The 14258-nt window shown below is 52.9% G+C and carries 10 protein-coding genes; 2 read left to right on the top strand and 8 right to left on the bottom strand.

All coding sequences use genetic code 11. The features are described from left to right. The 8 genes from L2W48_RS00670 to L2W48_RS00635 form a co-directional block, all read right to left on the bottom strand. A complete protein-coding gene (locus tag L2W48_RS00670) occupies positions 1-2589 on the bottom strand; it encodes an acyl-CoA reductase (RefSeq protein ID WP_236097660.1) in 2589 nt (862 codons plus the stop codon). A gap of 11 nt (positions 2590-2600) precedes the next feature. Next, the gene (locus L2W48_RS00665) at positions 2601-3743 is read right to left on the bottom strand and encodes a LuxE/PaaK family acyltransferase (protein ID WP_236097659.1); all 1143 of its coding nucleotides are present in this window, start codon (positions 3741-3743) and stop codon (positions 2601-2603) included. Further along, positions 3740-5242 carry a GNAT family N-acetyltransferase gene (locus L2W48_RS00660; RefSeq protein ID WP_236097658.1) on the bottom strand — a complete coding sequence of 501 codons (1503 nt, stop codon included), beginning with the start codon at positions 5240-5242 and terminating at the stop codon, positions 3740-3742. Before L2W48_RS00660 ends, L2W48_RS00665 begins: the two co-directional genes overlap by 4 nt. A 17-nt stretch (positions 5243-5259) precedes the next feature. Beyond that, complete coding sequence (locus tag L2W48_RS00655) at positions 5260-8844, bottom strand: AAA family ATPase (RefSeq protein WP_236097657.1); 3585 nt, start codon at positions 8842-8844, stop codon at positions 5260-5262. Continuing rightward, the gene (locus L2W48_RS00650; RefSeq protein ID WP_236097656.1) at positions 8841-10061 is read right to left on the bottom strand and encodes an exonuclease SbcCD subunit D C-terminal domain-containing protein; all 1221 of its coding nucleotides are present in this window, start codon (positions 10059-10061) and stop codon (positions 8841-8843) included. The genes L2W48_RS00655 and L2W48_RS00650 overlap by 4 nt, the downstream gene beginning before the upstream one ends. A gap of 4 nt (positions 10062-10065) precedes the next feature. Further along, positions 10066-11127 carry a DUF2157 domain-containing protein gene (locus L2W48_RS00645; protein WP_236097655.1) on the bottom strand — a complete coding sequence of 354 codons (1062 nt, stop codon included), beginning with the start codon at positions 11125-11127 and terminating at the stop codon, positions 10066-10068. Between the two features lie 89 nt (positions 11128-11216). Then, positions 11217-11414, bottom strand: coding sequence for a YwbE family protein (locus L2W48_RS00640; RefSeq protein ID WP_236097654.1), 198 nt, complete (start codon positions 11412-11414; stop codon positions 11217-11219). 46 nt (positions 11415-11460) lie between these two features. After that, positions 11461-12114 carry a class I SAM-dependent methyltransferase gene (locus L2W48_RS00635; RefSeq protein WP_236097653.1) on the bottom strand — a complete coding sequence of 218 codons (654 nt, stop codon included), beginning with the start codon at positions 12112-12114 and terminating at the stop codon, positions 11461-11463. A gap of 299 nt (positions 12115-12413) precedes the next feature. Between L2W48_RS00635 and L2W48_RS00630 the strand changes: the two genes are divergently transcribed. Together L2W48_RS00630 and dctP are read left to right on the top strand one after the other, a co-directional pair. After that, complete coding sequence (locus L2W48_RS00630; protein WP_236097652.1) at positions 12414-13166, top strand: IclR family transcriptional regulator; 753 nt, start codon at positions 12414-12416, stop codon at positions 13164-13166. A gap of 71 nt (positions 13167-13237) precedes the next feature. Then, a complete protein-coding gene (dctP, locus tag L2W48_RS00625) occupies positions 13238-14248 on the top strand; it encodes a TRAP transporter substrate-binding protein DctP (protein ID WP_236097651.1) in 1011 nt (336 codons plus the stop codon). Positions 14249-14258: the final 10 nt, after the last annotated feature.

Here is a 14258-nt window from a genome sequence, read left to right as displayed (position 1 = left end):
TCAACGGCTCCTCCGATCCACTATGCGGCGAACCTTACCCGTCCTTCCAAGCCTCTCTATCGTACCTCTGGGTACCACCGACAGCTTGACCGGACATCCGAAGTCGGAGAGATGGTCGAACTGAGACGATTTTTCCTTAAGAATCTGGAGAAACTCCTCTTCGATCGAACAGTCGTCTCCTTCTACCGCTATAGCAACATCCGGTCCCTTCGAACCATCCTCCACCACGACCTGATAGATCGGAGAAAGCCCGGAGAAAAGCGATACAGTGTCGTCCAGATCCTTAAGGTAAAGATCGTTGTAGAGCAGACGGACCGAGTCGTCAGATCTGCCCATAAGCCTGAAACGGGGGGCCTTTCTGCCGCAATCGCAGGGCTCTCCTATCCACTCCGCTCTGTCGCCCAACCGATATCTTACTATCGGCTGAAGGGTCCTCTCTAGAGTGGTCGCGTAGAGCTCGCCATCGTCGTCTATCTCGACGTAAACCCACGACTCGTCCACGTGGAATTCATCGTGTCTACAATGAGGACATTGAAACGCCAAGGGACCTATCTCCACCGCCCCGTAGGACAGAGAACCTACACGACTGGGAGAAAAGGCCTTTTCCAGCAAGGCAATGGACGACTTCCCCATGGTCTCTCCCGTGTAGAAGATTCGATCCAGATGGAGCCCTCCCCTTTTCAAAGCCTCCTCGGCAAGCTCCACCAGGGTGCTCGTCATGGCCATAACGACGGTAGGAGACAGTTCGAGCAAAAGATCGACTGTATCCTTCGGAGATTGGTTGGCCGTCATAGACAACACGGTACATCCCGTTTCCTCCAATCCTCCGTTGACCGCTAAAAATCCTGTATAGAGGGAACCGGCCACCATAAGGTTCGCCACCACATCGTCCCTGCCTATTCCGAGAACCCTAAACCCCCTTCCAAGAGCCTCCGCTGATTTTCGGAACTCCGACGAAGTCCAACGAAGCAGTCTGGGACGACCGGAGGTTCCACCGGAGGAGAAAACGTATCCTCCCAAATCTGGATCGGTCAACATATTTTTGGAGGGGTAACAATTTTTCTCCAGGTCGCTCTTCTCCACACAGGGGAGCTCGGCAAAGGCTGAAAGGTTTTTCAGAGGAAGGGACAGATCCCTGTATTTTTCCCTGTAGAAAGGTGCCTTCATGGCCTCAGAGAGAACCCGATTGAGTCTTCCCAGGAGCAACTCTGTTCGTCTGTCTTTAGAAACCCAGTTGAGCCCCAATCCATCTCTCGAGATATCCTCCCTGTTTATAAGCCGCACCAAACTGAGCGCAAGATGAACGCCGTCATGAGACGCCTTTCCGTCGGCACCCAATCCCATCGTCCCAGGAAGACAAAAACGCCGAACTCCAAGCTTTTGAAGTACCTCTATGGTCTCGTCCAAGAGGACGTCGGGAACGGCCAGGCCGACGGTCGACATGTAATACCCCATATCGGGGATATCTCCCTTCGCCAACTCACCGATGTCCCTTATAGCAGAGACGAAAACGGTCCGATTTAAAGGAGACGGCAAAAGCCTAGCGCCCTGACCTAACACAACGGTATGTCCCAATCCCTGAAAGAGCTTCTTGTTACCGTGAACCTGATCCCAAAAAGCCTGTTCTCTTTCCCTGAGTATATCCACGGCATCGTCTATAGAAAGCCTATCCTGCGGGATCGACTCCTCCAGAGAGGACAGCTCCTCGTGAAGTTTTTCTGCAACTCTGTCGACCAGGTCGCGCCCCTCTACGAAGAGATTCTGGCAGCTGGTGCAGGCCCTCTGCTCCCATAGAGAGACATCCATGGCGAATCCTTTGATCGCCTCGTCCAGCTCCTCTTCGGAAAGTCCCTCCCGTATCAGTCCCCAGCTGATCTTGGGCCCGAACGCCAGCACCTCAGTTCCCGGAGACGCCACGGCTCGGTAGGAACGGACGGCCTCCTCTCCCCCAAAGAGCAGTATCCCGTCGAACCTCCTACCTACGAGGTCCATTATTCCCTCGTTGGAATGACTCCAAGAGGTAATGGCTATAGAAGATGAAATTTTTCCCCCACGGTCCTCCTCAAGCAAGGCTTCGAGGAATATAAAAGGGAATATCGGATCCTGTCTGGAGATCTTGAGGACGTTCAAATTCTTGGTTATCATACCCATCACGAGAGAATCGATCGATCCAAGGAAGATGTTGCCCGCCGCTATATGGCATATGCACCCGAGAGGGACAGCCCTTATGGGACTGCCTCCGCTCTCGGTCCAACAATCCAGAACCCTGCGATCCCCTAGGCAGGACAGGCGCTCCTCCAATGAACCCCGGGAAAGCAGCCCTTTCAGGACATCTATCCCTATCTCGATCATGGAAGGAGAAAACCCCGTAACGTCCGGCATAGTATCCATAATCCTATCCCTGTAAGGTCCAGGAGATGTAAGCCTGGTCCCCACTCTATCCAGAAGGGATATAACATCATCCACCGATATGGAGGAAAATTTTTTCAACCGCTCTGCCATAGCACGACTTTCAAAAACGCTGCGGGCCTCGTCGAGAGGCAGATCGGGGGGGAGCTCCTTCCACTCTCCGAAAAGAAAATGTCTCATGCTATCCACGTTTATCGTCCCTCCCTATCGGCACGTACTTTATCCAATATTTCCTGGGCCGCAATGGCACAGCCCTTATGCTTTTTTTTGCCGCCTCTTCTTATCGAAGCGATATATTCGCCAGGGATACCGCAAGGACAGTTTTCCTCCACCCGAACTAAATCGGAAGACAGTATGGAGCAGTTCGGCTGGGCGATATTCCAAGGAGATATCAGCTGAAGCAAACCTTCCTCCCCGTGAGGCAGAAATTCCATGGTCACAGGATGACGGACCGCCACCCTGGAAAACACGGGAACGTGGTGATGACCCATTGGACAGGAACAATAGGGTATGCCATGCTCGACCATTCCGTAGAGGTCCCTGACGTTCTCCTTGGGAAGTCCTATCCTCCTCTCCAGTTCAGAGGCAAACTCGGACTGCGTCATAGGCACCCCTGCATGGTTTTTCCAGCCTCCTCCAGCTATGACGAAACTGTCTCTATCTACCTGAATCGACCTTCCCTGTCTATCCAACTCTTCCAGAGTCTGAAAGATAAAAGAGGGAAAACCAAGAAGACGCACGGGCCCCCTCTCAGCCATATCCGCAAGGGCATCAACAGCCTCCTCTGGATCGAAGCCGAATCCTCCCTCATCGTCCTTGCGAAGCAGCCATTTTTCCTCCGACACGGGAGCGCACTTCATCTCTTGCTCATCGCTCCAACTGGTGCCGACGGACTGGGCGTCCTCTCTGGCATAGCTGAACATGAGATACCCCGCAGGCCTGGACGAACAGAAACCTATATCGTTAAAGACCTTACTGGATATACGTTGTATCCTCTCTACACCGGGCCTGTCGAACAACGCCTGGGTGACCTGCCCACTCGTCCCAGAACTGGTGAGAGTCATGATAACGTCCTTTTCCGGAACCGAGATAAAACGATGGTATTTCATAGTATCCACGAAAAGAGGGGGGAGTTTCAAGACATCCTCCGGCCCCTTCAGATCCTCCGGAGAAAAATCGTATCTCTCCATAAGGGCTCTCACATAAGACTGGCAACTGAGCTGAAACAGATAGTTCTCCCTGACTGCCTCGAGAAAAAGCGTGTCCGACTCCTCGGTACGGCCAAAGGCTTTATCGATACAACTGTAAGTATCTACCGCTGGGAACTCTCTCATAGAGACTCCTCCCTTTCATCCATCTCGGCGACTATATACTCCAGTATTTCCTGCCCCATCTTATCGGCTAGATTTATCCGAGACAGGTCCAGAGGAGTGTCCTCTAGATACTGAAGTATCAAAGCATCGTGTCCTCTCAACTCCCCCGGAAGATATCCGGAAAACACGAATCCCATTCGGTGACATTCCTCTGCGAAAGGCACGGCCTCGGGGATCTCTGCGTCCAGATAAAGGTACACGACGTCCAGCCGATCTCTACGAAACTCCCTCAGCCGATGTTGCAGCTCCGCCAAAGAATCCTCGCCGAAATCCACTATTCTGATCTCCCCGAAGTTGAACTCCCCTACCTTATAGGATCTGTTCCCCTCTCCTATTCTGGAGGATCTCTCCGGAAGTGAGACTGGCGACGATCGGACCTTTCCATTCACCCCACAGGAAGCGACTATGGCGGACACGATGGACACGTATCTATCGGGAACCCAGATATCGTAATCTACACGATGGCACAGGGGACGGTACATAACCGCCGCGCTCTCCCTCTGCCGCACCTCTCCGGCCAGAGCCTTGAAGTTCAAGTCAGAGAACAATGCTCCCAAAAGGATCCCGGTAGACATGAAACCGGACTTGACTGCTCCCCTCTGTGAAGCTACGTGACTGGTCACGGCATGGACGAACAATCCCTGAAGGCCCGACCTCTCCGCCTCCGCCATGACCATCTCATTCATCATCCCGAGAATCCCCTGTCCTCTACAGGAGGGATTTACGAAAGCCGCCGCCATCTCGGCTATGACGGAATCGGGGTCGGAAAACGAAAGGGCCAGATGTCCCACGAGGGAACTCCTGGAATCGATTGCGACGAAGGACTTCATCATTCCGCTTTCGTTGAGCTCTCTTATTCTCTCCGGGTAGTATACGAACTCTCTGTAGCTGTAACCATAGGCTCGATAGGCACAGCGAGATATCTCCAAAGCCTCCTCCGGCTTCATGGCTCGGACCTCGAATGGACCGAAAAAAGACTCCTCTCTGGGCGATTCGACCAAGTCCCCATCGGAAAAGTAGCTGTCTATTCTCCTGTGACGAAAGTACTTGGTCATCCTGACCAATTTTCCACCCTTGCCTAGATTGAGGAACTCCACCCTGTCCATGGCGCCCTTCATCAACTTTATGCCTATTCCTCTCTCCGGGGCAGCTCCCTCCGAGGGAGGCTCTTTGGGAAAAAACGACTCGGGATCGAAGGGAAGTCCTTTATCGTGGACCTCGACAACTATGCCGGCGGCGCCCACATCGAAGGAGACGTCGAAGACATCCGTCTCGCCCTGGTCATATCCATGCTGGATAACGTTGCTGACCGCCTCCTCGATCGCCAACGCCACCATGGACGTGTCCCTTTGATCGCACCCCGCGACCCTGCACAGTCCCCTGACGAATCCCTCAAGGGGTTCCAGATACGTCAAATCCGTGGGCAACGAAACCGACGATCGCAACGATTCTCCAGCCATGACCTTCCTCCTTCTATCTATTTTTCTCGTAAAACTCCGGGACCACTCAGACGGCTTCTGCCTCCTCCCGAAGGTTCCACCCTTATCCGGGCCCCTATCCTCTCTCTTATCGCAGAGACGTGGGATATCACGCCTATGAGCTTACCGCCCCGCCGAAGCTCCGACAAGGCCTCTAGAGCCTGGTCCAAAGCGGCTTCGTCCAATGTGCCGAACCCCTCGTCCAGAAACAACGAATCCACCCTAACCTTACGACTGGACATATCGGAGAGCCCCAGGGCTAGGGATAGACTGACAAGAAAGCGCTCTCCTCCGGACAGGTTCCTGGTAGACCGTATTTCCCCAGCCTGATAGAAGTCCTTGACGAGGAGCTCCATAGGCTCGTCCTCTTTGGGAAGCAAGACATACCGATCCGTCATCCTTCGAAGCTCGCCGTTGGCGAGGGAGATCAGGGTCTTGAAGGCTATCCCTTGGGCGAAAGACCGAAATCTCTTCCCGTCGGCAGACCCTATCAGACCGTGAAGCCCTCGCCAAAGCTCGACGTTCGAAACTTGTTCCTTAAGCCTGGACTTCAGCTCCGATCTGCTTTTTTCCATCTCTTTTATCCTGTCCAATTCGGCATTCAGCCGACCTTTTTCTGCCAGTTTAAGGTCCCTTTCGGACCTCAGAGCCTCCGCCTTCGCCTCGACGGATCGGAGATCTTCTCCGTCGAATTCTCCTATGGAGCCCTTTCTGCTTTTACGATCGTCTAGATTGGCCTCGGCGGTATTCTTTCTGTTTCTCCAATCTTCCATCCAAAGAGAAAGCCCTTCCATGTCGTCCTGATCGCAAAAGGAAGCGACGAAATCGGGCTCACCGGAAAGGCCTGCCTCACTACAGAGCTCTCCAAAGGCGACCTCGGCCGAGGCAAGCTCCGACTTCATCGACGCCGCTTCATCCGATCTCTTACCCCTTGACTCTTTAAAAGAGTCAAGCTGTCTTTCCGAAACCGCCAAAAAACGGCTAACTCTCTCCGATTCCGAGGAAAGCTCCTTCAGCCTTGCGTCGAAATCCTCCTCGGCAACATCGGGGTTCCCCGAAAACAACGCCTCCCTCTCGACAAGCCGCTTGGCGATCTCTTCCTCTCTATTCTTTATCCCCTCAGAGATAACCTTCAATCGACTGGAGAGGGAGGAACGCTCCGCCTCCAGTTCCCTCTTATCGGCAAGAAGCTCGGTCTGACTATCCAGCAAGGAATCAAGAGATCTGCTCACTTTTTCGAACTCTAAAGCTCCTTCGGAGATCTCTGTCTCCAGATCGTCCCCTATGTCCAGACCGACAGGAGACAGGTCCGCCTCAAGGGAGATTTTTATCGAGGAGAGATCTCCGACAAGTCGACTTTTTTTCTCTCTGGCGACGCGAAGACTATTCTCCAACTCGGACAGGGATAGCTCGATACGATGAACCATCCTTTCCTTTTCTCCGATAGAGGATCTGAGCTTCTCCAACAGCCCTCTTTTTTCATCCCTGATCTCCGATATCCTATCCAAAAGCTCGAGTCTTTTCTCCAGACGTCTTTTTTCAAGAAGGGATTTGCCTTCGTCGGAAGGGATCGATACTGACAAAGATTCCGCCGAGGACATCAGGGCAGATTTCTCCTTTTCGATAGACCTCAAAAGCTCGGCTCTCTCCGACTCCAGCCTTTTCATCTGGTCAGACGAAGCCTCGACCGTGGTCTCGAGCCTGATTTTCTCGTCTCTCAGCCGGGATAGTTCGGCTTTTCTGGAACGCCAATCTTCGTCCAATCCATCGTCGAAATCGGGTGCCTCCAACGAATAGGGGTGATGGAGCGCCCCGCAGAGAGGACAGGGACGTCCTTCGACCAGAGCCCCCCTCTGTTCCTCCATCGCAATGGTTCTCGCCCTATCATCCCTTCTCTTCTCCAGAGAGTCGACCAAGGACTCGAGAAGATCCCCTTTCTCCGCTAAAACCGTTAGATCCGCCTCTTTTTTCCTGAGATCGGTCCTCAACGTAACTATCTGCTTTTCCAGTTCGACAGACCTGGACTCTCCTTCAAAAAGCGAGATTGAGCGACGAAAAAAGGCTTCCATGGCCCTCCATTCCGCAATTGGACGTCCCGATAGAAGACGTTTCAGACGGGAATCCTGCCGAACTTTGGATTTCTCCAGCGAGTCGACTTCGTCGGTCAGACCTTCCAGTTCCGACCTGGACCGATCGAGTTCGGAGGACCTTTCGACGACCTCCTTAGATAATCCGGGGAGGCGTCCCTCCAGGGATTTCAGCTCGGAGAACAGAGCCCTAAATCTCCTCAACCGTTCCTCTATATCCGAAAGCCGGGGGATCATGGAATCCCAGCCCTGCATCCGCTCCATCCTGAGACTCCAGAGTTTTTTTCTCTCCTCCAAAACCTCGAGTTGTCTTTCCACGTCAAGGACCCGTTCCTCGATCTTAGACAGACCTTTCCTCTCCTCGTCTCTTGCCCTTTCCCTCTCGGACAGGGAGGAACGGAGAGATCCGATATCGATGTCCATGCCCCTGGCCTTCCGCCATATAGGGATCGATCGCTCTCTCTCTATCTCCATCTCTCTGATGTCGGACGACAGACGTTCGCTTTCTTCCTTCCGGGCCTTTACCTCGAAGAAAGTGGATTCTATGGACCTGTCTATTTCCAGAAGAGAGGAATCCAGCTCGGCAAAACGTTCTCTGATGGAGGAAAGCCTTTCGTAGGGAGCGGCTAGGGTTTGAGCGCTCCTATATCTCTCCAGACGGCCCAGGTCGATCTTTCTGGAGAGTCTCTCTTCCTCCAGGTCAGCGATTGAAAGCTCGATATTTCTTATCTCCGACTCAAGTCTCTCCCTTTCCCGAAGAGAGCCAATCCGAGATTCCATCTCCTTCAGATCCGAGGAGATCCTCTTTATATCGATCTCCAAACCGTCGAGATCTCTCTCCACCTCTTCGCCGGAAGGACCGTCTTCCACCTCGGAGGAAAGACGGCTCTCCAGATCCTTAAGGAGCTCCTCCTCTTTTCTTTTTCTATCATGAACGGCAACGGATATTCGACTGAATATCTCCGTCCCGGTGATCCTCTCAAGGAGAGGAGCCCTGTCTCCGGGAGAGGCGTCCAGAAAAGCGGCAAAACCGCCCTGGGCAAGCAGAACCGATCTGGTAAAGCGATCGAAATCCAGGCCGGTCAGATCGGAGACAGCAGAGGAAGTTTTGCTCAAGGCGGACTCCAGAACCTCCCCATCCGAACGGGACAGTAGGTGAGTCGGCTGTTGCAGCTTTCCGGAAGGAGATTTCCTGGAACGGTGTTGGCTCCATATACAGCAAAAAGACTCTCCCCCTGCCTCGAACTCGACCTGAGCAAAACATTCCCCGGTCTTTTTGCTCATTATCTCGTTCTCCGAACCGGTTACCCTGCTCAACCTGGGAGTCCTGCCGTAGAGGGCCAGACAAAGGGCGTCGAGAACGGTGGACTTGCCAGAACCGGTGGGACCCACTATGGCAAAGAGGCAATCGTCAAGATATCTCTGATCCCTGAAGTCTATGGACCATCGTCCCTCCAGTGAATTGAGGTTCCCGAATCGAAGTCTAAGGAGTCTCATGACGTTGTTTCATCTCCATCCTGGTCCAGAATGTCCTGAAGAACTTCACGGAACATGGCGACGTAACTATCCCTGACGTTCTGTTCCAGAGGAACTCCCTCCAACCTCCTCAAAAAGACATCTTCCTCCGTCATGCTCTCCAATCCGCCGGAGACATCAAAACTCCAGTTTCCGTTTATACCGGTACCGTCCTTCACCCGAAGCAACTCTACCGACGAACCTTCGACTATCGATTCTAGATCCTCCCTCAGGCTGGAGAAGGGCACATCCTCACAAAGGACGGCCTCTACCAGACAGGGGCGTCCGGCAAGAACCAGTTCCGAAAGGGCCCCGGAAAGGGCATGTCTGTTTCCCCCCAGCGAGACGACCTCCGTCCTGGACGGAACATGGACGGCTCTACAGGAAAAATCCGGTCCGTCCAAATCCACCAAATACACCGACTTCTCCAAACCGGACTCCCCGAAACCGAGGGTCATAGGAGACCCGCTATAGCGACATCTCTCTCGCCCTCCGACGATCTGGGCTCCGTGAAGATGTCCCAAGGCGACGTAGTCCAACCAATCGGGAAAGAGATCCACTCCCACTCGGCCCAACCCTCCCACGTAGAGATCTCGACTTCCGTCGTCTTCCTTAACCTTGCCTCCGGCGGCGAACAAATGCCCCATAGCTATCCTTGGTACACCGGGCGTGGACTCGCTTTTTTTCTCCATAGCCTCGAAAATCCTCGAGTAATGCTCCTCTATGCCCAACGCCAAAGCCCTATCGCGGTCCATGGGATCGTCGGACCAAGAGGAACGCCGAATGTCCCTCTCCCTGAGATAGGGGACAGCACCGACCAGAGCGATGACCTCGTCGTCTCCGTCGACTATGGGAACGACCTCTCTCTCCGGATCTGCGACGCCAAGAACGAAGACATTCATGTATCCCAATATATCGGAAGGGGCATCCAACAACGACGGAGAATCGTGGTTACCGGCCACCACGACGACGCTACAGCCACTTTCGGCAACCGAACACAGAAAACGGTAATAAAGTCGTTGTACACCGCTTCCGGGAGTACCGGTATCGAAGACATCTCCCGCTACCAGCAGCAAATCCACCGACTCTCTAAGTATGAGGCCGGCAAGCCAATCCAGGAACTCTGCCTGTTCCTCCGTTCTCCTCCTACCGCAAAGGGGCTTTCCCAGATGCCAATCGGACGTATGCAGCAACTTCATTGGATCACCTCAAAGACGAATCGCCGCGGATCTCTCGAATCCTCAAAAACCACCGGGGCATTCTGGATTCCATCCACAGAGTCAAAGAGTTCCTGTTTTTGTGATACCACAGCCCGAGCCACATAACGGATAAACCAAAGAGGACCAACAGGAAAGGAAAATAAAGGGTGTCTTTGAAGACCACCCAGGCGAGATGACCTAGATAACCGAAAAAACCCAACGCTCCCAGTACCAGGTATATCGACCGATCCACCAAAAGTGAGAACAGGACGAACCCGAGGTTTATCAGACAATATAGAGCCCTTCTCAGCTCGGTCCTTCCGTCCATGGTGGAGAGTCCGCCCCAGAACGCTACAGCACCGAAGAGATGGAGCCAAAAACCGTATTCCCGTCCCTCCACGTCCTCTCTCAGATCCCACCAAAGAGCAAAGCCGATCATAAAAATCCCGAACACCAAAGAGACCACCCTATGGTCGACACCTAAAAGAGGGGTTATATCCATAGAGAGAAACCACAGAGAGAAGGAGACCGGAGCTACCAGGAAGGGGAAGCTCACGTATTTCATGGCTATCAATCCGACCAGGACGGTAGATATCTCCATCACGCACCAACCGGACCGCACCCAGTTGAAAAAATCGACATACTCTCCTGGAGCAGAACCTGTCCAGAGTCCGGTGGCCTTCTGTAGTCCGTAGGTGAAAAGGGGGGTCAGACAGACCGACATGGTTATCAAAAGCCCCCCCAGAGTCTTCGTGTCGCTACGGCCGTAAAAGCGAAATCCCGCCGCAGCGAAGCCACAACCATACGCGAAGGCGATGGCGCTAAGACCCCACCCTCCTACACGATCCCAGGAATCGGCCACAAACCAGGTCAAAGCGGATATGACTACCATAGCTCCAAGGTAGTAAGCCAAGCTAACGAACCTCAGGCCCTCTCCCCTATCGATAGAACGTTCGACCAAAAAAGCCTCGAGCTCCTCTCTGTTTTCCGTCGAGAGGAGCCCTTGAGATACGGCTTCGTCCAGGTCACGGCCTGTTATCCTCATCACAACATCTTTATTGCCCATGAATAGACCCTCCGGGTTAAAGTCTTTTACTCCACCATTATAACGCAACAAAAAAAGACGGCACTCCCTAAAAAGAGAGATGCCGCCGTTCAGTCCTTCACTATTTCCTTTACCCTTCCGACCACTCCGCCTTCCAGTCGAACCTTAATTCCGTGGGGATGGCTGGGGCTTTTCGTCAGAAGGTCCTGAACAACCCCCTCGGTAAGCTTTCCGGTTCTCTGGTCCTGCTTCTGTACGACCTTGACCCTCATTCCAGGCTTTATATCGCTTCTTATATTTCCAGACAAATTCAGTCCCCCAGTTCTTCTACGCGATAAAGCGACTTCCTAAAAACTATAACACAACGGTCTGTCTTACGCATGCTCGATCCCGTCGCCTCTTCAGACGATAAAGACCGGTAAACCACTTTCTGTCACGGCGTCCCAGAGAGTCCTCGTTTAGATCCTCCTCCAAAAGATCGAATCCGATAACGGCAAGCATCAAACTCAGCCGACGGGAAGAAAGACCGTTAAAAAATCGACCATCTCCGTCCAATCCCCTTATCGGTTCTCCAGCTGCATCCATCGGCAAAGAGACCAGAAGGGTTCCACCGGTACGAAGCACCCTGGCCAGAGAGATCAGAGACCTCTCAAGGGAGTCCTCGGCCATGTGCATCAACACTGCGGAACAGAGCAAGCCATCGAAGGAACGATCATTCTGAGAGGCCAGATCGGGTAATCCATCCACGACGACCCGCCCTTCCAGAGAGGGGTATAGCTTCAAAGCCTCCTGGAGGAACCTCTCGGAAAGATCCACCCCGAAACCGTCCCATCCCCCGGCTAGGAGGCGATCTAAATCCCTTCCAGACCCGCACCCCACATCCAGGATCCTCCCCCCCTCGGGGAAGGCCCTGAAAAACCAAGAGGATATCCCTTCCGTCGCCTCGTCATAAACTTGAGCGATATCCGAAGCCTTTCTATCGTAATATCCCCAGTCGTTCCCGTTCAAAGGCACAGTCTCCTTTCATACTACAAAAACAGCTCGTTAGGCTACACGGAACAGATCGTCAGACCTATTTCCTACGCTCCCTTAGGTTTCAGATAATGCACGAATATCCTCGGTCTGGCAAGGGAAATTACTCGAGATAAATCCCTGCCTGTCTTGTACAAACCACCTTGGAGGGCACGTCTTTAGATATCATTTCTGAACTATTTGACAAATTCAAAAACCTCTGCTACTGTAATTAGGGTGGTTTCCATAAAGGAAATATATTTTCTTATTTGGATAGCCGATTTGGGGGTGTCTCGTTGAGCAGCTTGCAAAAAGGACTCGATATCCTGAGGCTTCTGGCGGATCCACCGTTCAGCTACACGCTGTCGGAGATGGCTTTAGCCACAGGAATGGGTAAAAGCGGTCTGTACAAGATCCTATCGTCCCTCAGGGACAAGAATTTCGTGGTTCAGGAGATTTCCTCCAAAAAATACCATTTGGGACCTATCGTGTTGAGGATGGGAAACGTCTATTCCCGACTGATAGGGATCGAGGATCTAGCGGAACCGGTGCTGTCCCATCTATGCCAAGTTCTCGGAGAGACCGTTTACATAAGCATATGGGAAGGGGATAGAGCATATCCGGCCTGCAAAAAGTGTCGTCCCGGCGGAATCTACGACGCTAACGACTTCATCGGGAAAAGCGTCCCCATAAACGCAGGAGCTTCGGCGAAATTGCTGGCGGCATATCAGGACAGAGACAGAATTAAAAAGCTGCTCGACGAATCAGATCTAAAACCGGTGACACCCTACACAATGACGTCGATCTCGGAAATCATGGAGGAATACGAGGTCATTCGATCGCAGGGGTATGCGGTGGAAGATCAGGGTTTTAGCCTGGGGGAATGGTGCCTATCGGTGCCTATCTTCGACAAAAACGGAGAGGTCCATTGTGCCCTCTCTGTGGGAGCTCCGAGGGAAGCGGTCTCGGAAGACCTCATACCAGTATGGCTCCAAAGACTAAAGGACGGAGCGGACGAGATAGGCATGCAGATGCAGCTAAGACGGTAAGGTAGAGGGATCCACAAAAGGGGAAAGAGGTTCAGGTTTCAAATGAAGAAAGAACAGGGAGGAGCGAAAACATGAGAAAAGGTTTTTTAGCAGCAGCATTACTGGGAATCATGGCGACGGTTTTCTGCACCACGGCTATCCCCGGAATGGCCGAGGCCAAGGGGGATAAATTCAAGGTAGCCGGTATATCCGCACCGGAGTACAGAGGGACGAAGTCTCTTTACGCCATCAAGGACAAGTTCGAGGCAGCCACGGATGGGAAAATAGAACTTGATGTATTCCCCGCCAACCAGCTTGGAGACTACACCCAGGTATTCGAGGAAATCCGTCGAGGATCTATCGAGATGGGGCTTATCTTTCTTCCCAGTCAGTTCGACGTGATGCTGGAGGTAGGCTCCCTTCCCTTCCTTGCCTCTACGGGAGAAGAAATGAAAAAGCAGCTCTCGCCGGGATCGGTTGTCTACGACATCATAGACAAGTCGCTGGATAAATTGGGAGTCAAGCTTCTAAGGCTCTACGGAGACGGATTTATCGGAGTCGGGATAGCCAAAAAGCCCTCGAACCCCACAGATCCATCTGCCGATAAAGATGCCCTGATAAGGGTCGCCCCTGTAGCGGTCTACAAGGAAACCGCCGAGGACATGGGTTTCCGGACGACCAACATCCCTTACGCCGACACCTACAGCGCCATTCAGACCGGAGTCTGCGACGGATGGATCGGGGGGTCGTCCCAGATAAACTATCTCAGCTTCAGAGACGTCATAGACTACTACATACCCTATAACTGCCTCTTCGATCAGACAGCCTACATAATCAACAAGAAACTGTGGGAGTCGATGAAGCCGGAGGAGCAAAAAGCTCTTCTGGACGCGGTTAACGTCGAGGCGGACAAGAGTTTCGCCGACAGCACCATTGAGGATCTGGAGTTCCAGAAGAAACTCGAAGAAGCCGGAGTGGAGATCATAGAGGTCTCCGACGAAGAGAGAGCCGCTCTAGCGGAACATATCAGAGCGACCACCTGGCCCAAACTGGCAAAGACCTACGGAGAAGAAACACTGGAGAAAATAAAGAAAGACCTCTAGGTCGTGAGTT

Origin of the sequence: Dethiosulfovibrio russensis, assembly GCF_021568855.1 — a bacterium.
Classification (GTDB): domain Bacteria; phylum Synergistota; class Synergistia; order Synergistales; family Dethiosulfovibrionaceae; genus Dethiosulfovibrio; species Dethiosulfovibrio russensis.
The sequence above is the reverse complement of the archived record's forward strand: the minus strand, read 5'-3'. Positions and strand labels throughout refer to the sequence as shown.